22 protein-coding genes and 3 pseudogenes are annotated in these 19,486 nt (G+C 37.2%); 7 read left to right on the plus strand and 18 right to left on the minus strand.

The annotated features are described in order from the left end of the window. Positions 1 to 130, plus strand: a pseudogene (locus tag CDG59_RS15560) (IS5 family transposase); the annotation flags it as partial. Positions 131 to 289: 159 nt separating this feature from the next. Here CDG59_RS15560 and CDG59_RS14215 read toward each other — a convergent pair. From CDG59_RS14215 to CDG59_RS14255, 9 genes are all read right to left on the minus strand, one after another. Then, positions 290 to 1,159, minus strand: coding sequence for an MBL fold metallo-hydrolase (locus tag CDG59_RS14215; RefSeq protein WP_227519132.1), 870 nt, complete (start codon positions 1,157 to 1,159; stop codon positions 290 to 292). Positions 1,160 to 1,170: 11 nt separating this feature from the next. Beyond that, on the minus strand, positions 1,171 to 1,581 hold the full coding sequence (locus CDG59_RS14220; protein WP_087545930.1) for a DUF6691 family protein: 411 nt from the start codon (positions 1,579 to 1,581) through the stop codon (positions 1,171 to 1,173). Beyond that, entirely contained in the window at positions 1,578 to 1,997 is a 420-nt protein-coding gene (locus CDG59_RS14225; RefSeq protein WP_005160124.1) for a YeeE/YedE family protein, read from the minus strand. The genes CDG59_RS14220 and CDG59_RS14225 overlap by 4 nt, the downstream gene beginning before the upstream one ends. A 595-nt stretch (positions 1,998 to 2,592) precedes the next feature. Continuing rightward, positions 2,593 to 3,069 carry a DUF6438 domain-containing protein gene (locus CDG59_RS14230; RefSeq protein ID WP_087545932.1) on the minus strand — a complete coding sequence of 159 codons (477 nt, stop codon included), beginning with the start codon at positions 3,067 to 3,069 and terminating at the stop codon, positions 2,593 to 2,595. 115 nt (positions 3,070 to 3,184) lie between these two features. Then, positions 3,185 to 3,889, minus strand: a complete 705-nt coding sequence (ispD, locus tag CDG59_RS14235) for a 2-C-methyl-D-erythritol 4-phosphate cytidylyltransferase (protein WP_087545933.1) — start codon at positions 3,887 to 3,889, stop codon at positions 3,185 to 3,187. Continuing rightward, positions 3,873 to 4,244 (minus strand): cell division protein FtsB, encoded by a 372-nt coding sequence (gene ftsB / locus CDG59_RS14240; protein WP_087545935.1) that lies wholly within the window; start codon positions 4,242 to 4,244, stop codon positions 3,873 to 3,875. The genes ispD and ftsB overlap by 17 nt, the downstream gene beginning before the upstream one ends. 126 nt (positions 4,245 to 4,370) lie before the next feature. Continuing rightward, positions 4,371 to 5,660: a phosphopyruvate hydratase gene (gene eno / locus CDG59_RS14245; protein WP_005160092.1), complete on the minus strand. Its 1,290-nt coding sequence runs from the start codon at positions 5,658 to 5,660 to the stop codon at positions 4,371 to 4,373. 44 nt (positions 5,661 to 5,704) lie between these two features. Beyond that, positions 5,705 to 6,562: a 3-deoxy-8-phosphooctulonate synthase gene (gene kdsA / locus CDG59_RS14250; protein WP_087545936.1), complete on the minus strand. Its 858-nt coding sequence runs from the start codon at positions 6,560 to 6,562 to the stop codon at positions 5,705 to 5,707. Between the two features lie 33 nt (positions 6,563 to 6,595). Continuing rightward, positions 6,596 to 8,227, minus strand: a complete 1,632-nt coding sequence (locus CDG59_RS14255; protein WP_087545938.1) for a CTP synthase — start codon at positions 8,225 to 8,227, stop codon at positions 6,596 to 6,598. Between the two features lie 371 nt (positions 8,228 to 8,598). On the opposite strand from CDG59_RS14255, the gene CDG59_RS14265 reads away from it, so the two are divergent. Next, positions 8,599 to 9,045 carry an internalin gene (locus CDG59_RS14265; RefSeq protein ID WP_087545941.1) on the plus strand — a complete coding sequence of 149 codons (447 nt, stop codon included), beginning with the start codon at positions 8,599 to 8,601 and terminating at the stop codon, positions 9,043 to 9,045. Positions 9,046 to 9,115: 70 nt separating this feature from the next. Here the strand turns inward: CDG59_RS14265 and CDG59_RS14270 are convergent, their stop codons facing one another. The 4 genes from CDG59_RS14270 to CDG59_RS14285 form a co-directional block, all read right to left on the minus strand. Continuing rightward, positions 9,116 to 10,204, minus strand: a complete 1,089-nt coding sequence (locus CDG59_RS14270) for a YheT family hydrolase (RefSeq protein ID WP_087545942.1) — start codon at positions 10,202 to 10,204, stop codon at positions 9,116 to 9,118. A 19-nt stretch (positions 10,205 to 10,223) separates the two neighbouring features. Then, the gene (locus tag CDG59_RS14275) at positions 10,224 to 10,943 is read right to left on the minus strand and encodes an SGNH/GDSL hydrolase family protein (protein WP_087545944.1); all 720 of its coding nucleotides are present in this window, start codon (positions 10,941 to 10,943) and stop codon (positions 10,224 to 10,226) included. A gap of 30 nt (positions 10,944 to 10,973) precedes the next feature. Continuing rightward, a complete protein-coding gene (locus CDG59_RS14280) occupies positions 10,974 to 11,390 on the minus strand; it encodes a nuclear transport factor 2 family protein (RefSeq protein WP_087545945.1) in 417 nt (138 codons plus the stop codon). Between the two features lie 73 nt (positions 11,391 to 11,463). Further along, positions 11,464 to 13,488: an NADPH-dependent 2,4-dienoyl-CoA reductase gene (locus CDG59_RS14285; protein ID WP_205666460.1), complete on the minus strand. Its 2,025-nt coding sequence runs from the start codon at positions 13,486 to 13,488 to the stop codon at positions 11,464 to 11,466. Positions 13,489 to 13,612: 124 nt separating this feature from the next. Between CDG59_RS14285 and CDG59_RS14290 the strand changes: the two genes are divergently transcribed. Both CDG59_RS14290 and CDG59_RS14295 read left to right on the plus strand, forming a co-directional pair. Further along, the gene (locus CDG59_RS14290) at positions 13,613 to 14,173 is read left to right on the plus strand and encodes a PadR family transcriptional regulator (protein WP_005160070.1); all 561 of its coding nucleotides are present in this window, start codon (positions 13,613 to 13,615) and stop codon (positions 14,171 to 14,173) included. Continuing rightward, a complete protein-coding gene (locus CDG59_RS14295; RefSeq protein ID WP_087545949.1) occupies positions 14,173 to 15,093 on the plus strand; it encodes an alpha/beta fold hydrolase in 921 nt (306 codons plus the stop codon). The genes CDG59_RS14290 and CDG59_RS14295 overlap by 1 nt, the downstream gene beginning before the upstream one ends. Positions 15,094 to 15,167: 74 nt before the next feature. Here CDG59_RS14295 and CDG59_RS14300 read toward each other — a convergent pair. Further along, positions 15,168 to 15,425, minus strand: a pseudogene (locus CDG59_RS14300) (IS4 family transposase); the annotation flags it as partial. A 34-nt stretch (positions 15,426 to 15,459) separates the two neighbouring features. Between CDG59_RS14300 and CDG59_RS14305 the strand changes: the two are divergent. From CDG59_RS14305 to CDG59_RS14315, 3 genes are all read left to right on the plus strand, one after another. Then, positions 15,460 to 15,666 carry a hypothetical protein gene (locus CDG59_RS14305; protein ID WP_087545951.1) on the plus strand — a complete coding sequence of 69 codons (207 nt, stop codon included), beginning with the start codon at positions 15,460 to 15,462 and terminating at the stop codon, positions 15,664 to 15,666. Positions 15,667 to 15,681: 15 nt separating this feature from the next. Further along, a complete protein-coding gene (locus CDG59_RS14310; RefSeq protein WP_087545952.1) occupies positions 15,682 to 16,410 on the plus strand; it encodes an alpha-ketoglutarate-dependent dioxygenase AlkB family protein in 729 nt (242 codons plus the stop codon). 147 nt (positions 16,411 to 16,557) lie between these two features. Beyond that, a complete protein-coding gene (locus CDG59_RS14315) occupies positions 16,558 to 16,794 on the plus strand; it encodes a VF530 family DNA-binding protein (protein ID WP_087545954.1) in 237 nt (78 codons plus the stop codon). Positions 16,795 to 17,050: 256 nt separating this feature from the next. Here the strand turns inward: CDG59_RS14315 and CDG59_RS14320 are convergent, their stop codons facing one another. The 4 genes and pseudogenes from CDG59_RS14320 to CDG59_RS15565 form a co-directional block, all read right to left on the minus strand. Next, positions 17,051 to 17,419: a hypothetical protein gene (locus CDG59_RS14320; RefSeq protein WP_087545956.1), complete on the minus strand. Its 369-nt coding sequence runs from the start codon at positions 17,417 to 17,419 to the stop codon at positions 17,051 to 17,053. A gap of 20 nt (positions 17,420 to 17,439) precedes the next feature. Further along, positions 17,440 to 17,865 carry a hypothetical protein gene (locus CDG59_RS14325; RefSeq protein ID WP_087545958.1) on the minus strand — a complete coding sequence of 142 codons (426 nt, stop codon included), beginning with the start codon at positions 17,863 to 17,865 and terminating at the stop codon, positions 17,440 to 17,442. A 200-nt stretch (positions 17,866 to 18,065) separates the two neighbouring features. Continuing rightward, positions 18,066 to 18,393: pseudogene (locus tag CDG59_RS14330) on the minus strand (DDE-type integrase/transposase/recombinase); the annotation flags it as partial. 212 nt (positions 18,394 to 18,605) lie between these two features. Further along, complete coding sequence (locus tag CDG59_RS15565; RefSeq protein WP_227519133.1) at positions 18,606 to 19,070, minus strand: hypothetical protein; 465 nt, start codon at positions 19,068 to 19,070, stop codon at positions 18,606 to 18,608. Between the last annotated feature and the right edge of the window lie 416 nt (positions 19,071 to 19,486).

Consider the following 19,486-nt stretch of genomic DNA (forward strand, 5'->3'; position numbering starts at 1 on the left):
GCGTCATCTCATTGAAAACTATTTCTGTAAGTTAAAAGAATTTAAACGTATAGCGATGCGTAGTTGTAAAACAGATACGAGTTTTGAAGCCATGATTCAATTGTGCGCGAGTTTAATTAACTCTCGGTAATTCTCAACAGACCCTAATAAATAATATATTGATGTCTAATAATTAATTTAAATTTATGAGATGGTTTTATTCTCTAAATTTTTAAAATTCACTTAGGCTATTTATATAGTTAAGCGAAAAGAATCCTTATTACCAAAAACAAGATTTCCTAAGATAAGTCTAAGATTTGAAATAATTTAGCGGTAATTTAAGATAACGTATTCCATTCGATTCTGGTTCAGGAAAACGTCCTGCATCCATATTGATTTGAATAGACGGTAGAATTAGTTTTGGCATTGTTAATTTTGCATCACGCACCTGACGCATCCGCACAAAATCTTGCTTGGTGGTTGTGGCATTTAAATGAATATTGCCCTGCTTTTGTGCTTGAATACTGGTTTCATACACAAACTCAGTTCTTCCATCAGGCTTATAGTCATGGCAAAGAAAAACGCGAGTCTGTTCAGGTAACTTATAAAGCTGCTGCACAGAGTCATATAAAATTTCCGCACTACCCTTTGGAAAGTCACAACGCGCTGTCCCATAATCAGGCATAAATAATGTATCACCGACAAAAACAGCATCACCAATCACATAACTCAGACAAGCTGGCGTATGGCCTGGAGTTGGAATATTGTAGGCATCCATCTCACCAATCTTAAAATGTTCATGATCCTTAAATAGGTAATCAAAGGTTTGATGGGTATTAAAATATTTAAGATCAATATGATAGATTGCACTAAAAATTTCCTGCACAATTTCGATCTTTTCACTCATGGCAATTTTGCCACCTACCCTGCTTTTTAAATATTGTGAGGCAGTTAGATGATCTGCATGGACATGAGTTTCTAAAATCCACTCCACCTTGAGCTGGTTTTCTTCAATGTATTGAATAATTTCATCTGCACCCTGAGTTGATGTTGAAGCCGATGCCGCATCATAATTCAATACACTGTCAATGATTGCACAAACCTTTGTACCTGGGTCAGTAACCACATAGCTAAATGTATTGGTATCCTGATCAAAGAATGCCTTGACTTGAGGTTGCATAAGTTTGTCTCCTATCGTTCGGACCATAAACGATGTACAAACATACCGAACAACATCGCGATAATAAAATACCAGGCTTGTGAATAACCTAGTCCAATCAATGTAATTGCAGGTGCGGGACAGATTCCGGCAATGCCCCAACCAACTCCAAAAAGACTCGACCCAACTATTAATTTTTTATCAATTTGGGTACTGATTGGTAATGATATTTCTTCACCAAAAATCGTTTTCGGATTTCGAATCGCTTTTTGAAATGGAAGAATCGCCACAATGATTGCACCTATCATCACGAACATCAAACTGATATCCCATTTTCCAAAAATATCAAGAAAACCTAAAACTTTTTCAGGATTAGACATTCCTGAAACCAGCAAGCCTAGCGCAAACAAGCTACCAAATACAAAAGCAAGTGCATTCTTCATAGCGCAACTCCAAAGATATGACGAATAACATATACAGTTATTATTCCAGCTAACATGAATGTAACTGTAGCAATCATGGAGCGTATAGATAGGCGACTGATCCCGCAGATCCCATGCCCACTTGTACAACCTGAACCCAAACGAGTACCAAAACCAACCAATAAACCAGCAATAATCAATCCAATTGGAGATGATTTAATAACAATCTCAGGTGTTATAAATATCTGATAAATAAATGGTGTGATCAGTAGCCCCAATAAGAACCACATAGCTGAGCTTCGAACCAATAGCTTGGGTTGTAATAATTGAGACAGTAACCCACTGATACCCGTAATGCGACCATTGACATATAAATAGCCAACGACTGCAAGCCCTAAAATTCCACCACCGATTAAAGCAGAAATAATGCTAGACATAATTGATCCGCAAAAACATTATATATTTTTATATTATATTATTAAGTATAATAATTAAAGCTCTTTATTGTTACAGAATTTCTATTCAAATTCAGCCAATACCCTCCCAACAAATCAAATAGGAAAATCATTTACAAGATAATTTAACTTGCGTAATTCTGCTTTTTCACCATTTGAAGATTTAGATCTGAAATCTGCATTAAAATATGCCTCGATATGCCAGAGTAACAAATCATCTTTAATTTTGCTTTTCCCAGACCATTCGAATTCTAGAGCTAATTTGCCGCATTAAAATATACAATAGCCTGTTTTTCTTGGGTTTTAGGACATATTGATATATTTTTTAATGATACCAATTTCACCCATCAGCGAGGGTTCAAATAAAAAATGATTTTTCACAATATCACAGTCGAAGACTGGCTTGCTTGAACACATTGCGGCATGCTTCTACAGCAAGATTAGGAGAATAATCTTCTTCTTACATACTCATTTTCATGATTATAAAAGCTGTCATTTAAGACTCCTCCGCATGGTTCATTCTTATACTTGAGCTAAGATAAATAAAAAATTTATCTATTTTAGACTCTCATGGACATTAGCGTACTAAATCTTCGATACCAATCAATTTAGGAAGCTTATCAATCAGTTTATTTAATTCTATATTTGCTGGTGAAATACAACCAGTATAGTGACTTAATTTCGTTGTTGTTCCATCTGGTCTAATCCAAACAAAATATGCACTCGGTTGATCAGTTGCCGTTTGCTGACAGCCAGTTGTTTTAACGTTTGAACCTGTTTCTGGACGATAAGTTTTCAACTCCTGTTGTAATTTTTTATATACCGAAGGATCTATTGTTAACGTCTGAGTACCCGTCACTTTAGTATATTGCTTACCATTGAAATTCACTGTTCCAGAAGGTGAGATTTCTACCGAATAAATTGGACAAGCACCAAAACAAGGACTTGATGAATAATGTATCGTTTCCTGTACAGTGTTGGAAGTTTCTGATGGTGTAGATGCACATCCTACTAAAGAAAAAGTAAAAAGACTTAAGATTAATAATTTTTTCATTTGTTAACCCATTATAAATTATGTTTTTTAAATCTAACAAATCATCATTTTATTGTCATTCAGAATGATGTAAAAGTATAAAATAAAATTTACTTAGGCTATTTGAATGTAAAAATTAAAGCCGAATTTGTGATTGAAGAATTAACTGTGCAAGTTCTAAATCATCAGGATAAGTAATTTTAATATTATCTGAACGACCTTGTACTACTTGTACAGGAAAATCAGCGTATTCTAATGCACTTGCTTCATCAGTAATCGTCAAGTGATCTATCAATGCTGTTTCAAGCGCATTTTTTAATATTTTTAATTTTGCGATCTGTGGTGTTTGTGCCTGCCATAAAAGTTCACGGCTGACTGTTTTCTCAATCTGATTTCCAGTGTGTACCTGTTTTAAAGTATCACGTACTGGAATAGCCAAAATTACACTTTGATTATTTTGTATCGCAGAATTAACCAATTGCTCTAAACTATCACGCGTAACACAAGGTCGGGCTGCATCATGCACCAATACCCAATCATTTTCATCCGCGATATCAGATAAATAAATCAGTGCGTTTAATACAGAATGAACCCGCTCTGCACCACCTAAGCAAAAATGTAATTTCTCTTTATGATCAAAAGAAAGTGTTCTAGCAAAATTATCATTCTCACCAATTGCAAGTACACAACCCGCTAAATCCAGTGTATTTAATCGATTAACTGTATGCTCAAGCACAGTACGATTTTGAATATATTGATATTGTTTTAATTCAGTTTTTGAAAAACGACTGCCCGAACCTGCTGCTGGCACAACCGCCCATAGTCTAGTCTGGGTTTTCATTGGTTGCTGTATCTATTTTTGCATTTGGATCGATATAAATTGGTTTGTAATGGGTACTGATGGTACTCATTTGCACAAAAGTTTCATTTGGCTTGATTAAACCTAAATCTAAGCGTGCATGTTCTTCAATCGCTTCCGTTCCATTTTTTAAGTCGAAAACTTCGGCTGCTAAAATACGATTGCGCTCTTTAAGCTCTGTATTTACTTCTGCTTGTTGCTTAATCTGTTGAGTCAAGGCTTGATGAGAAAAATACCCTCCCTCACCTAGCCAAAATTGATACTGTAAACTTGCCACCAAAAAGATGACAAGTAACAGAATCAATTTACTCGAAGTCGATCGAAACATCTCTATCATGAAAAATTCCCTACATCCTTATTACAAGGAAGATCACCTGCAAATTCTATATGATTATGAATTTGCAGAGTTTCTGTCTTTTGTAAAGAAAGATGATCAGAAGTATTCAACATAGATAAATTGACCTTAGTTTAGACCTTTGAATTCAGCTTTACCGCGGTAAGCTGCATTCGTTAATTCTTCGATACGAAGCAATTGGTTATATTTCGCTACGCGGTCAGAACGGCATAGTGAACCCGTCTTGATTTGACCCGCTGCTGTACCTACTGCCAAGTCAGCAATCGTTGAATCTTCAGTTTCACCTGAACGGTGTGAAATTACAGTGCTATAACCATTTGCTTTTGCAAGGTAGATTGCATCTAGAGTTTCAGTCAACGTACCGATCTGGTTATATTTGATCAGAATAGAGTTACCGACTTTCTCATTAATGCCGCGTTGTAAAATCTTAGGATTAGTTACGAATAAATCGTCGCCAACCAATTGGATTTTGTCACCAAGGATTGATGTTAAGTAGCTCCAACCTTCCCAATCAGACTCATCAAGACCATCTTCAATCGAGATGATTGGGTATTGATTTACAAGACCAGCTAAATAATCAGAGAATTGGTTGCTTGTGAATGCTTTATTGCCTTCACCTGCAAGAATATATTGACCATTTTTGTAAAATTCTGAAGATGCACAGTCAAGTGCCAACATAATGTCAGAACCCGCTTTGTAACCCGTTTGACCAATCGCTTCAAGAATAACAGTGATTGCTTCTTCATTTGAACGCAAGTTCGGAGCAAAACCACCTTCATCACCTACAGCAGTGTTTAAACCTTTTTTGTTTAAAACTGATTTTAGAGAATGGAAGATTTCAGCACCTGCACGTAATGCTTCAGAGAATGAAGTGAAACCAACTGGCTCAATCATGAACTCTTGAATATCAACGTTATTGTCGGCATGTGAACCACCATTAATGATGTTCATCATTGGCACAGGCATGCTCAAAGTTGTTTGACCACGCAAGTCTGCGATGTATTGGAAAAGAGGAATTTTCTTTTCAGTAGCAGCAGCACGAGCAGCAGCCAAAGAAACAGCTAGAGTTGCGTTAGCACCTAGTTTTTCTTTGTTTTCAGTACCATCAAGCTCGATCATCGTGTTATCGATGTCTTTTTGTTCAAATACTGATTTACCCACTAAAGCATCACGGATTAAAGTGTTTACGTTATTAACCGCATTTTTAACACCTTTACCTAAATAGCGTGCTTTGTCGCCATCACGAAGTTCTAAAGCTTCACGAGAACCAGTCGAAGCACCAGATGGTGCACATGCACGACCCACAACCCCAGATTCTAAAATAACGTCTGCTTCGATGGTTGGGTTACCACGAGAGTCCAAAATTTCACGTGCGCGGATGTCAACGATTTGGCTCATGAACAATTCCTCTGTTGAATGAAAATAAGATGTAAACAATTACATCAATGGGTATCTAACTTTTTGAATCCTTTAACTAAAGTATCCAATTCTTTTAATTGCGCCAAGAATGGCTCAAGCTGAGATAAACGCAAAGCACACGGTCCATCACATTTTGCGATTTCAGGTTCTGGATGTGCTTCCAAGAACAGACCCGCTAAACCTGTTGCCATACCTGCACGCGCTAAAGTCGTGATTTGAGCACGGCGACCACCCGCAGAATCAGCACGACCACCAGGCGTTTGCAATGCGTGGGTGACATCAAAAAATACAGGTACATTCATTTCTTTCATGATGTCAAAGCCAAGCATATCTACAACCAAGTTGTTATAACCAAATGCTGAACCACGTTCACAAAGAATGAGTTTGTCATTGCCTGCTTCCAAACACTTATGCAAAATATGGCGCATTTCGTGTGGTGCTAAGAATTGTGCTTTTTTGATATTGATAATGGCTTGAGTTTTTGCCATTGCTTCAACAAGATCAGTCTGGCGACTTAAGAAAGCTGGGAGTTGGATAATGTCCGCAACTTCAGCAACAGGCGCTGCTTGGTAAGGTTCGTGAACGTCCGTAATAATTGGCACATTAAAATGTTTTTTAATGTCCGCAAGCCATTCAACCCCTTTTTCCAAACCCGGTCCACGATAAGAATTTAGGCTTGAACGGTTTGCTTTATCAAAGCTTGCCTTAAATACATAAGGAATATCTAAGCGTTTGCAAATATCGACATAAGTTTCAGCAATTTCAAATGCTAAATCTTTTGACTCTAGTACGTTCATTCCGCCAAATAATACAAATGGCAAACGATTTGCCATTTGTATATCGCCTAAACGTACAACTTCTTGTGGTTTTAATTGTGACATTCAAACTTTCCCAGTTTATTTAAAACTTAGTACTTACTTTTGATGCTGTTTTTTTGCAGCTTCAATAAAGCTAGCAAATAATGGATGACCATCACGTGGCGAGCTTGTAAATTCTGGGTGGAATTGTACAGCAATAAACCAAGGATGTTCAGGAATTTCTACAGTTTCAACCAAATGTTGTACTGATGAATAACCTGAAATTTTCATTCCTGCTTCTTCAAGCGCTGGAATAAAACGATCATTCATTTCATAGCGATGACGGTGACGCTCTGTAATTTCAGCTGTACCATAGACTGCACGTGTTTTTGTGCCTTCAACTAGTTCAGACTTTTGTGCACCCAAACGCATCGTACCGCCAAGATCCGACTCAAGACTGCGTTGTTGTAATTCACCACGTTCATCTAACCATTCAGTAATTAAACCAATAAGTGGATACTTAGTTGAGCGATTGAATTCAGTTGAACTCGCTTCAGGCATACCTGCAACATTGCGTGCATACTCAATCACAGCCAACTGCATACCTAAACAAATACCTAGGAATGGAATCTTGTTTTCACGTGCATATTGAATAGCTTTCATCTTGCCTTCAGTACCACGCTCACCGAAACCACCTGGTACTAAAATCGCATCAGCAGTGCTCAAAATACTCATATCTTGCTGTTCAAGGTCTTCAGCATTGACATAGTCAATCTGAACTTTAACGCGATTTTGAATACCTGCATGTAAAAGTGCTTCATTTACAGATTTATAAGCATCTGGTAATTCAACATATTTACCGACCATCGCAACACGAACCGTGTATTCAGGGTTCAATAATGCTTCTACAACATTATCCCAATCTTCAAGATTTGCTTCTGGAAGGTCGTTGTAACCAAAACGTTCACAAATTAAATCGTCAACATTTTGTTCGTAGAATGTACGTGGAATTTGATAAATTGTTTTTGCATCTTTACAGACGACAACGGCACGCGCTTCAACATTAGTGAACAATGCAATTTTACGTTTAGTATCAACATCAACATCATATTCAGTACGGCAGATTAAGATATCTGGCTGAATACCGATCGAAAGAAGTTCTTTAACTGAATGTTGAGTTGGCTTAGTTTTAAGTTCAGCAGCAGATTTGATATATGGTAATAATGTCAAGTGCATCAACATTGTACGTTTATGACCAAGCTCTACCATCAACTGACGTACTGATTCCATAAAAGGAAGTGATTCGATATCACCAACAGTACCACCAATCTCAACGATTGCAACGTCGTAGCCTTCACCTGCGCGAAGTACACGTTCTTTAATATTATCTGTAATATGTGGAATAACTTGAACCGTACCACCTAAGTAATCACCACGACGTTCTTTATTCAAAACGTCCTGATAGACACGACCACTGGTAAAGTTATTCAGTTTGGTCATTTTCGCACGACGCAGGAAACGTTCGTAATAGCCCAAATCTAAGTCAGTTTCAGCACCATCCTCTGTGACGAAAACTTCACCGTGCTGAAATGGGCTCATGGTACCAGGATCGACATTAATGTATGGATCCATTTTTACCATAGTGACTTTCAAGCCACGAGCTTCCAAAAGTGCAGCAACAGAAGCAGCAGAAATACCTTTACCTAGTGATGAAACCACACCACCAGTGACAAAAATAAAATGGGTCATTGAGTTTCTCGTACAATCGAGCCGAAATCGGCCTACAATGTTGGGCAATTTTACTGTACTCTGCCCCTATAAAGCAAAGTCAAACCGCATCAATTCAAAGAACTATAAACAACTGACTATTCTATCAGCATTTTCTATAAAAATTTATGGGATTTGTGGATATTTCATCCATAAATTACGTTTAATGTATAAAAACAACTTTGGATGTGAAATAAATTCACTCGAAGATTTTGACCATATTGCAATTTCAACAGATACGCTGATGCAAGCATTTATAAAATATCAACAAGCTCAATAAATCCTAGGGATTTTTTCATTTAATTTTACTGCTATAATCACTGGCATCTTTCATTCAATATGTAGCTTTAACAATGGCGAATAAAAAACTTTTAATTTGTGCTGCACTTGCAACTGGTCTATTACTTACTGCTTGTGTCAAAAAAGAAGAGCCAAAAAATGAAGAACCATCAGAACAAACTTCTGAAACACAAACGACTCAAGCAGCATCTCAACCACAACAAAACCAAGAATTTCAGCCTTTGGAAAGCGTAGATAAACCAGCAACGCCAGCTCCAGTGATTGAGATGAGTCGAGAAGAAACGCCAAATACAACTACAGAAATTCGTCGTGAAACTCGCCCAACTCAAACAGCAGAAGAGACAACAACGGCACAAGCTGAACAACCAAAACCTGCGCAAACTGAGCAGAAACCAGCAAAAGTTGAACAACCTAAAGCCGTCAAACCCGCTCCAGCACAAACTGAAGACGATGCGGTTGCTGCAGCGATTGCGGCAGCAACGCCTGCATTAAATAATTAATTTATTTAACCTCTCAAAAAAGCCATGAGTCGTTGTAAAGCGAATCGTGGCTTTTTTTATCGTCTAGAAATTAGGAGTAGTGTTTAAAAAAGTCTGCCATCAGTCGTGATGCCCACGATTTCACTTCTAAACTTTCGTAAAAACCACAGTGACTTCCTTTTTTTGTTGTAACTACAGCAATATTTTCCATTTGCTGAATAACTTCTTTATAAGGTTCTAAGTTTTTAATTGAACAAACAGGATCATCTTCTGCATTTAAAATCATCAGTGGAATCTTGACATTATCAAACACATAAATCGGGTTAATGGCTTGGCAATAACTTTGATAATCCTGAAAGCCTGCCATTTCAAAATATTCTTTTTCAAATTCTTCCAAACTGGTCGTGGTGAGCACTTTTTTAAGAGAAGAAACATTGCTCCATGTATTTTGATAAGGATAAATAAAATACTTAAATAATTTTTTGGTCATCATTTTGCTATAAAAAGGATGTACATTTTTAAAGCTAATTTCAGTGTTATAGCCAGGACACATTGCAAAAGCTGCTTTAAATGGTGTGTCGAGACCTTGCTCGCCAAGATAACGCACTAAAAGTCCTGTTCCTGCTGACGAACCTACTGCGTATAAATCGGATTCTGGAAAAAAAGTTTGAATATGGCTCAGTTGCTCTCGTAAATCGTCAGTCAAGCCAAAAAGAGAAATGCGAGGTACTGGCATAGGTAAACCCGCATGTCCACGGCGTAAACAAAGCGCAATCCGCCAACCTGTATATGTATGCAAGTCTTTGACCAACTCACGCATACTCTCAGGTGTTCCTGTAATGGTATGCATGATCACAACGGTTGGCGTTTCTGGCGGAAGATCATAGCCATACCATGCAATCGCTGTTACTCCACCATCTTTCATCGTAAGCTGATCAATACGATCATATTCAAGCTTGATCGTTTTCTTTTTAATCACATCGAAATATAGAAGATGGACATGGGTATTACTCAACCACGGTGTTGGGCGATATTTTTGTTTCAACTGGGGGAGTTTTTCCAAAACATCTTTAATTTTCCCTTTCGGGTCATAGTACATTTTGGGTTGCTCAGCACCAAGTACAGAATCAAGCAGCTCAGAGCCTAACACTTTAATTTTATCTAAAGCAGATATACCCATATTCAATAAAAACCTCTATCTAACCAAGAGTAAATGTTTGTCGCACCAATGTCGCGACCTGTTGCCCCCAAATAGCATAGATTTCTTTACTTGGATGAAAGCCATCACTTGCCATAGATAAATTCATCGCCTGAAAATTTTTAATATCGTATTCAATAAATCTAAATTCTGACTGTGGGGCTAGCCACTGTTTTAATGTTTGATTCATTTGTTCTGCATATTGTCCAAATAACCATGCTAATGGATTGGGTAATGCAGGAAAATGCTGCATTGGCGCTACTCCAGACACAATAATCAATGTTGGCTGAAAATGATTTTGTATTTGAGTAAATAATTGTTTTTGTTGTTTTATCCAAGTTTTAGCAGAAATTAATTTAGTCACATCATTGACACCAACTGAAGTGACGACTACATCATATTTTTTGGGTTCTAATTGTTGGATCGCTTGATAAACTTGTTTTGTTGTATCACCAGTTTTTGCATGCAATTTCCAGTCCAACAAATATTCTCTTTTTAATTCTGAAATAATCGCACCAGATAAAGCATCTTGCTGGGTCTCAACACCAACCCCAGCTGCTGCCGAATCACCTAAAATAAGTAAAGAAAGTGGCTGTCCTTGTCCAATAAGACCATCACGGTCACCACTCGCTTCTAAAAGTCGTGGTGTGTTTTTACGAACCTTCACACCTTGTATTACAACTACAGGTAATAATGCAAAAGTTGAAAGTTTTAACCACATATTAATAATCTCAATATTGCTTAGGCTATTTTACTGAGATGCGTTTGGCTGATATTGTGCGAAGCGTGCACCCATTTTTTCTGCCAATGCGGCCAAACCACTCATCGGGCGAATCATGACTTCAAAATCAATGATTTTTCCCTGTGCATTAAAACGAACCATATCAATACCTTTAAGCGATTTTCCACTTACATTAGCACTGAACTCCAACACGACATTTTCGCCATCTTCAGTGTAGAACTCACGGTGATAAGTAAAGTTTTCAAACACCTGAATCACATTCGTTAAAATGAAGAAAACTACATGTTTTCCCTCATAAGGCTTAAAAGCAACAGGTGAACGAAATACCACATCGTCAGCTAATAACTCATTTAAATTTGAAAGGTCACCTGTTTTGATCATCTGATGCCATTTTTCTAACGCTTGCTTAGTTGTTTCGATTGTCATTGTAATTTCCTTATATTCTAAGCTAATGAAGTTTGAGACATTCTCCTAACATAGAGAATGTCTCATCTTTTATTTATAGAACTGCTGCTAACTCAGCACCTTGACGAATCGCACGTTTAGCATCTAATTCACCCGCTTCCTTCGCACCACCAATCAAGTGAACATTCTTACCATCTGCTTTAAGTTGATCGAACATTGCTGTATATGATTCTTGACCAGCACAAATCACAACATTATCAACGTCTAAAACTGTGGTCTGACCATCTACAGTAATATGTAAACCTTGATCATCCACCTTGTCATAACTCGCACCAGCAATCATTTTCACATCGCGATGTTTTAAGCCTGTACGATGAATCCAACCAGTCGTTTTACCTAATCCAGCACCAACAGCTGCTGTTTTACGTTGTAATAGGTAAATCTCACGTTCAGATTTCTCTAGCTCAGGTTGCTTTAAACCACCTACATGGGCATAGCTCGTATCAATACCCCACTCCGCATAGAATTTTTCAGGGTTCAAACTACCGCTATCACCTTCATGGGTTAAATATTCCGCTGTATCAAAACCAATACCACCAGCACCAATAATCGCAACACGCTTACCGACTGGAACACGCTCTTTTAATACTTGGATGTAGCTCAATACTTTTGGATGATCAATACCTTCAAATTGTAATTGACGCGGTGTTACCCCTGTTGCAACAACAATCTCATCATAATTCGCTTGGCTGAGTTCTTCATAAGTCACGGTATGATTAAGTACCAGCTCAATATTCGGCTGTAACTCAATCTGACGTTTGAAATAGCGTAAAGTTTCGTAAAACTCTTCTTTACCAGGAATAGTCTTAGCAATATTAAACTGACCACCAATCTGATTATTTGAATCAAACACTTTAACTTTATGGCCACGACTCGCTGCATACGTTGCAAAACTTAGACCCGCTGGACCTGCGCCAATTACTGCAATATTTTTGATTGCATTTGTTTCTTTAAAAATCAGCTCAGTTTCATAACATGCGCGTGGATTGACTAAGCATGTAGCAATTTTCATCGAGAAAATATGATCTAAGCATGCTTGGTTACAACCAATACAGGTATTGATTTCGTCACTACGACCTTCACTCGCTTTCAATACAAAATCTGGATCAGCCAACATTGGACGAGCCATCGAAATCATATCTGCATGACCTGAAGCCAATACATGTTCCGCCATTTCAGGTGTGTTGATACGGTTCGATGTGATTAACGGAATTGAAACTGAGCCTTTTAGCTTTTCAGTTACCCAGGTAAATGCAGCACGTGGTACTTTCGTTGCAATCGTTGGAATACGCGCTTCGTGCCAACCAATTCCTGTATTGATAATTGTTGCACCTGCTTTTTCAATTTCTTTGGCAAGCTGAATCACTTCTTCAAGACTTGAACCACCCTCAACCAAGTCCAGCATGGATAGACGGTAAATGATAATGAAGTTCTCGCCAACGGTGGCGCGAGTACGCTTTACAATCTCAATTGGAAAACGAATACGATTTTCGTAGCTACCGCCCCATTCATCATCACGGTGATTGGTACGCGCTGCAATAAACTCATTGATCAGATAGCCCTCTGAGCCCATGATTTCAACGCCATCATAACCTGCATATTGTGCAAGCTTGGCACAGTTTGCAAAATCATCAATCGTTTGCTGAACTTCTGCTGAACTTAATGCTTTTGGTTTAATCGGATTGATTGGTGCTTGAATCGCTGATGGCGCAACATTATTTGCTTGATAAGAATAGCGCCCTGTATGCAAAATTTGCATTGCGATTTTTCCACCAGCCTCATGCACAGCTTGGGTAATCACTTTATGTTTTTCTGCTTCTTCGATGGTATCTAATTTTGTACCATGCGCAAATACAACACCATCATCATTTGGAGAAACACCGCCAGTTACAATCAGACTTACACCACCTTTGGCACGTTCCGCATAAAATGCAGCCATACGTTCATAGCCTTGAGGCGCTTCCTCTAAACCAATATGCATAGAGCCCATAAGCACGCGGTTCTTTAATGTGGTAAAGCCCAAGTCAAGTGGTTGTAATAAATGTGGATAAGCTGACATGTTTTCTCCTTTGGCTAGCAATCTGCTTGCTAATGCAACTTGTTGCATAAAGTTATAAACAAGATTTGATTTTTATGCAACATATTGCATAATTCTGATGAGTCATTTTTTATTACGGATCATCATGTCACTTGCCCATGTTTTATTGACGAGCTTATTAGAGAAACCAAGTACAGGTTTTGATTTAGCTCGTCGTTTTGACCGTTCAATGGGCTTCTTTTGGAACGCGACTCATCAGCAAATTTACCGCGAACTTAATGGAATGCTGAAAAAAGGATGGATTTCTACATTAGAAGAACAAGCTGCCAATAGCCGTAAAAAAACTTATCAAGTTGAACAACTTGGAAGAATAGAACTCGCTTCATGGATTGAACAACAAAGTGAACCTGCTCAACTTCGTGATGACCTCATGGTTAGATTAAGAGCAGAAGCACAGCTTGGCGGCAATAATATTTTGCCTGAACTTGAACGACATCTAGAACTTCATAAAGAAAAACTTAGTCTTTATCAAACAATCCATGACAAAGACTTTAAAAATAATGAACCCACTAATCGTGTCTTATTTATTCATAAAATGATTCTGGAACTCGGTATCATTAAAGAAATCGAATGGATAAGATGGTTAGAACAAATGATTCCTCAGCTTCAAAAGTTCGAACAAACAAACGAAATTGGAGAAAAATAATGCCGTTTTATATCATGCCTGACCAAGAAAAATTATTTGTACGTCGTGTGGGTGAAGGTGAACCTGTACTCGTACTTTCAGGACTAGGTATGCAAAGTTGGCAATGGCTTCCTTTTTTATTTGCAAGTCGCAAAAAATACGAATTTATTATTCCAGATTGGCGTGGTTTTGGTGGTTCAAAAGATTGTGCTATACCAAATACCGATGCCATTTCGAGTCATTGGAATGATATAGATGCACTTATTAAACAATTAAAATTAGACCAATTTATCCTGATCGGTTATTCCATGGGTGCAACCACAGCCATGCATGGTATGAAACATGCTGATTTAGGGTCAAAACTCAAAGCCTATTTACATATCGATCAAACGCCAAAGATTTCGGTCGATGAAACTTGGCAGTATGGGTTATTTGGTCAGAAACATTTGCAATTTAAAAACTTACTCCTTGATATTCAAACTTTATTATTGGAATACAAAGACGCTGTAATACTGGAAGATTTACCCAAAGAAATACGTTTTAAGCTAGTCAGTTTATGGTCTGGATTCATTGAGTTTCAAAGCAGCAACAGTTACAGCCCTAAAATTTTCAAACTCGCATTACATCGCCCATTCTTACAAAAGTATTTACTCCCAATTCAACGCCTAGATTACTTGCTTTGGTATGTAGAGAACTATTTAAATCACGATGAAGATTATCGTGAAGCAATCAGTCATGTTGATTGTCCAACAACCTTCTTTATTGGTCGTGAATCTACACTTTACCCTGAAACAGGACAAACACTGATTGCGAACTCATTAAGCAATGCAACAGCCGTTTACTTTGAGCGTTCAGGGCACACACCTCTAATCACAGAACCAAGAAAATTCAGCCAAGAAATTGGGCATTTTCTTAATGCTCAATCTAAACATGCTGCCTAAATCAACATAGATATAAAAAAGCCAATCTCAATGATTGGCTTTTTTATATAAATTTTCTCTGTACACGACAAATTTCATAGGGCCCTTGTCCTATCAAGCTTATTCTTTCTTAAAATTGCGAGCACTTTATTAAATTCTTCTTTTTTTCCAAAACCAATCAAACGTAGAATAGCCATTTGAACATAGTCCAAACCGTAGCGAAATAAACTTACTGAAAGTCGTCCATGCTTCTTTATTTTTATCGCTTTTTTTCGATCATGTTGCCATTCACCTGTTAAATAGCACCACCAGAAACCGATAGCTAGCACTGCTATCAATTTCTTGACTCGTCTATTTAGCTTATCAAAGCTCACACAACTCATTAAAATGCAGCCCAATGACAATTTTATATTTGCCGTCAGCCCTGATTTTTCTTCAGGCAACCGTGGCTTTGATGCTTTACATGAATTGACCCGCCCGAATACGATTTATTTAAATACAACTGGCACAATTGAAGTTGAAGAATATCGCTATACATCGCAAAAGACTTGCATGCGTAAAGCACCTGTTCGTATCTATGCTGCGAAACTATAAAATAGGAATCTATTCATGATAGAAGATCTTTTCGCATCAGAGAGAACTTGTTTCGGCACCAAACAATATGCAAGTCAACCTACAGCTTGTGGTAGGGGTTTTGAAATTAAAATCCCTTATGGTAGCTTAATTTATATACCCAAATTCATTGAGAAAAAAATAGCTGATCGCACTTTGGCTGTATTCTTTGAAAATGATCATTACGATTGGGAAAATACGAATTGGCATGATATTGATAATATTAATGAACTTAAATGGACAAATATTGCTTGGCAACAAGATTCTGTAAAACTCTACGGTAAAAAACATGAATTACCACGTGTATCAGCTTGGTATGGTGATACAGGGAAGAGCTATAAATATTCAGGGATCTTACTTCACCCTCATCCTTGGAATGCGGCATTGCTTTGGATGAGAGAGCAACTTTCTACAATCAACGATACTCCTTTTAACAGTGTTTTACTGAATTGGTATCGAAGTGGACAAGATCATATTTCATGGCATACCGATGCTGAACCTGAGTTAGGTAAAAACCCCACTATCGCCTCATTAAACTTCGGAGAAGCTCGTCGCTTTTTACTCAGACGTAATGATGACTATGCTGATAAAATTGAAATTAATTTAGGTCATGGTGACCTTTTAATTATGCACGGTGAAATACAACATTTTTGGCAACATAGCGTACCTAAACAGACAAAAATTAAACATGGAAGATTAAATATGACTTTTCGTGAAATATTCTAACGAATTTTCAATTCTCTCAAAGTAATGTGCAGGGTAAGCAACCAATCACTCAGGCTTTCCCTTTATGATTATCACAAATACTCAAAGCGAGTTTTTCCAACTAGCCCAGGTTATAATAATAGCCACCCAAAATACGATTGATCTATTATGAACACCTCCAATGACCCTTTACACGGCAAAAAACTTGCTGACATTTTGGATGAATTATTGGATTACTACGGTGGCTTTGAAGGCTTAAGTCGCAAAATTGAAATTAGATGTTTTTGCATAGACCCAAGTGTTAAATCATCATTACGATTCTTGCGTACCACACCATGGGCATGTGAAAAAGTCGAAAGCTTATATTTGTACGTCTTACGCCAAAAGGCCAAACAGAAACCGTAGCCTCAGACAACACCCCTCTCATCATAAAATTATACCAGTCAGTAAAATACCCTTAGATTAAGCATATGCATGTTGGTTACTATTGTTGATTGTCACAATAAATTAGTGACCAAAAATCAAAGTACCCCACCCCACCTTAAATTACGTCACACAAAATAAAAACTCTATATAACTGTTATATATAGAGTTTGTTAAAGCACCAATTATGTTATTTAGTGTATTTTATGTCGGTGACTCTTGCCAAGGTTGAGGTTACTTAGAAACCTATTTTTCCCGTTTGTTTAAAGTCTTTCTTTTTCATCCACCCCTCAACTGTAGATCCATCGTTGCGAACATACATGACGCTGATCCATGTCTGATTACTGATACGAATTTCTTCATAAGCAATGATGGAATCTTTAGGAATCAAAAAAAGACTTTTTTGTTTACACTGTTCAGTGGGTGCCGTATAAAAATAAGTCCGAAAACCCTTTTGACCTGTCACTTCAAATGAAAGTCTAGGCTGATACATGGCTGAGCGCTGACTATATTGTGAATTCAGTGCGGAGCAGGATTGTGCATGTGCTGATATAGTCACAATCGAAAGACCGATAACTGCAAAGAAACTTCTGATTAAATTTTTCATTTTTTCCCGACCATTGGTTTTTACCAAAAACGTACATGTTCAGTAGATACATCACTCTGAATAATCACCCCTCTTCTAAGATCAAGCTGACTTTCATCTGTGTCCAATGTTTTTAGCCGATAGGTTTTTTGATCACCCAAGTTTTTAAGCTCCCAACTATCCATACCTAGATAACGACTCACATCCCCATCTGGCCATCTAATAGTCAATAATGGTAAGGATTCATTCGCCCCGTAAATTTGCTTTGTTACTGAATCAATTGATGCTTTCACCATTGAACGTGTGACTACACACTTTTTACTGGCAGCTTTGCCTTTATAAGCACAATTGAATGATGCCGAAGCCTGAGAGGCGTTCATAAATTTATTGATTGAAACTTCTGCATTGATCTGCATGGAGCCAAATAAAAAAGTCAGCGCTAGCCCGATTTGAATGATAAACTTCATATTCCCTCGTTAAACTCAAATTACTTTTTAATTAAAAATAACAACTTATGATACATAATATATTTGAAAACTATTTAAAATTCACGTTCAAAATAAATTTATTTTTGCTTCACAATATATTGAAATACGTGTGAATATTTCCTTTTAAGGCACTGTTGCAAATAGAAACTTGAGTCGATGGTGTTCCCTTTAAAAAGTGCTTAGAGACCGAAAAACCTATCCACTAGATACACTTCACCCTGAGGCTGACCGTAATAAAATGACGAAGCTTGTCCTTTACGTAGTGCACGCATGACTTCAATACCTTTTAATTGTGGCATAAGCCGTCTTCATAGATTTGAATCCTAAGGTAACCCTGATGATCCGCTTTAGCTTGCCATGATCACATTCAATCACGTTATTTTTGTACTTAATCTGCCTGTGCTCAAGGTCTGATGGACATTTTTCTTCCCATTTTAACGGTGATAAAGCACGTCCATATGTGGGTGCTTTATCCGTATTGATCACTTTTGGAATTTGCCACTTCTTCTGCCATATTTACAATACCAACGCACAACCCAAAGGATGATCTCACCCTGAAAATGCCAATCATGGAAGAGATTCATATGCTGCACCTTTAGCTAAAAGAGCATTCAGCTTACCATTAGTGGTTATTTGCAACAGTGCCATTTGGAAAGCTTGGAAATACGGGCTTTTTCATGTATGAAATATTTGTGTCAAAATTTCATGCAAATATGAAATTAACAATATGGTTTTTTAGCTAGCTGTTGCATTTCAATCTTATAACTCTCTGGGTCGTAAACATCATCAACTTTACATGATTTAACATCACACTTTACTTTAAAATCACGATGAAATTTTTCACCAAAATTTTTACCTTGTGCTCTTACAAGACCATTACTAAGAACTGTAAATTTCATCCCACTATATTTTGTATCACTATCATTACCTGGGATATAAACATAACGTACCCAGTCACAATACTCTCCACCAAATTTAGAATGAATCGAATCTCTTGTATTAAGTATTTTTCGAAACTCGGGGGTTGCATTAGCTTTTAACGTATCGGTTCGGCTTAGTGAACTCAATTCAATTTTATAAATATTTTTTATTAAATCTACTTTTCGAACTTGTTCATTATTTGCATGTGCAAAATTGGATAAGCTAAAAGATAAATACAAAAATATTAAAGGTAATTTTTTCATAATTTAAGAAGACATATTATTCCTAAATATTTTATATTTATAAAGTTTTATTTGCTATCTAAAATTTTAAAAAGTAAAAATTTTTTCTCAGAACTTTTATGCTCAATTAACTTCTGGTATAGGAGTTGCTTTAACCATGCTTCATTAGCCTTGACGTACTCAAGCAACTTGTCTAGCAATTCTACTTGCTGTTGTAATTTAGCTGTAATAATGTATGTCGAAGCCAAGAATGACTGGGCTAAAAATTAAAAGTACTGAGGCTAAATAAACTAGGGTTTGTTGAGAATTACCGAGAGTTAATTAAACTCGCGCACAATTGAATCATGGCTTCAAAACTCCTATCTGTTTTACAACTACGCATCGCTATACGTTTAAATTCTTTTAACTTACAGAAATAGTTTTCAATGAGATGACGC

It is taken from the genome of Acinetobacter sp. WCHA29, assembly GCF_002165335.1.
Lineage (GTDB): Bacteria > Pseudomonadota > Gammaproteobacteria > Pseudomonadales > Moraxellaceae > Acinetobacter.

What these genes read in the sequence shown, in the direction of transcription:
- CDG59_RS14215 (WP_227519132.1), bottom strand. Translation starts at nt 1,159, where the DNA reads ATGCAACCTCAAGTCAAGGCATTCTTTGATCAGGATACCAATACATTT.
- CDG59_RS14220 (WP_087545930.1), bottom strand. Translation starts at nt 1,581, where the DNA reads ATGAAGAATGCACTTGCTTTTGTATTTGGTAGCTTGTTTGCGCTAGGC.
- CDG59_RS14225 (WP_005160124.1), bottom strand. Translation starts at nt 1,997, where the DNA reads ATGTCTAGCATTATTTCTGCTTTAATCGGTGGTGGAATTTTAGGGCTT.
- CDG59_RS14230 (WP_087545932.1), bottom strand. Translation starts at nt 3,069, where the DNA reads ATGAAAAAATTATTAATCTTAAGTCTTTTTACTTTTTCTTTAGTAGGA.
- ispD (WP_087545933.1), bottom strand. Translation starts at nt 3,889, where the DNA reads ATGAAAACCCAGACTAGACTATGGGCGGTTGTGCCAGCAGCAGGTTCG.
- ftsB (WP_087545935.1), bottom strand. Translation starts at nt 4,244, where the DNA reads ATGATAGAGATGTTTCGATCGACTTCGAGTAAATTGATTCTGTTACTT.
- eno (WP_005160092.1), bottom strand. Translation starts at nt 5,660, where the DNA reads ATGAGCCAAATCGTTGACATCCGCGCACGTGAAATTTTGGACTCTCGT.
- kdsA (WP_087545936.1), bottom strand. Translation starts at nt 6,562, where the DNA reads ATGTCACAATTAAAACCACAAGAAGTTGTACGTTTAGGCGATATACAA.
- CDG59_RS14255 (WP_087545938.1), bottom strand. Translation starts at nt 8,227, where the DNA reads ATGACCCATTTTATTTTTGTCACTGGTGGTGTGGTTTCATCACTAGGT.
- CDG59_RS14265 (WP_087545941.1), top strand. Translation starts at nt 8,599, where the DNA reads ATGGCGAATAAAAAACTTTTAATTTGTGCTGCACTTGCAACTGGTCTA.
- CDG59_RS14270 (WP_087545942.1), bottom strand. Translation starts at nt 10,204, where the DNA reads ATGGGTATATCTGCTTTAGATAAAATTAAAGTGTTAGGCTCTGAGCTG.
- CDG59_RS14275 (WP_087545944.1), bottom strand. Translation starts at nt 10,943, where the DNA reads ATGTGGTTAAAACTTTCAACTTTTGCATTATTACCTGTAGTTGTAATA.
- CDG59_RS14280 (WP_087545945.1), bottom strand. Translation starts at nt 11,390, where the DNA reads ATGACAATCGAAACAACTAAGCAAGCGTTAGAAAAATGGCATCAGATG.
- CDG59_RS14285 (WP_205666460.1), bottom strand. Translation starts at nt 13,488, where the DNA reads ATGTCAGCTTATCCACATTTATTACAACCACTTGACTTGGGCTTTACC.
- CDG59_RS14290 (WP_005160070.1), top strand. Translation starts at nt 13,613, where the DNA reads ATGTCACTTGCCCATGTTTTATTGACGAGCTTATTAGAGAAACCAAGT.
- CDG59_RS14295 (WP_087545949.1), top strand. Translation starts at nt 14,173, where the DNA reads ATGCCGTTTTATATCATGCCTGACCAAGAAAAATTATTTGTACGTCGT.
- CDG59_RS14305 (WP_087545951.1), top strand. Translation starts at nt 15,460, where the DNA reads ATGCAGCCCAATGACAATTTTATATTTGCCGTCAGCCCTGATTTTTCT.
- CDG59_RS14310 (WP_087545952.1), top strand. Translation starts at nt 15,682, where the DNA reads ATGATAGAAGATCTTTTCGCATCAGAGAGAACTTGTTTCGGCACCAAA.
- CDG59_RS14315 (WP_087545954.1), top strand. Translation starts at nt 16,558, where the DNA reads ATGAACACCTCCAATGACCCTTTACACGGCAAAAAACTTGCTGACATT.
- CDG59_RS14320 (WP_087545956.1), bottom strand. Translation starts at nt 17,419, where the DNA reads ATGAAAAATTTAATCAGAAGTTTCTTTGCAGTTATCGGTCTTTCGATT.
- CDG59_RS14325 (WP_087545958.1), bottom strand. Translation starts at nt 17,865, where the DNA reads ATGAAGTTTATCATTCAAATCGGGCTAGCGCTGACTTTTTTATTTGGC.
- CDG59_RS15565 (WP_227519133.1), bottom strand. Translation starts at nt 19,070, where the DNA reads ATGAAAAAATTACCTTTAATATTTTTGTATTTATCTTTTAGCTTATCC.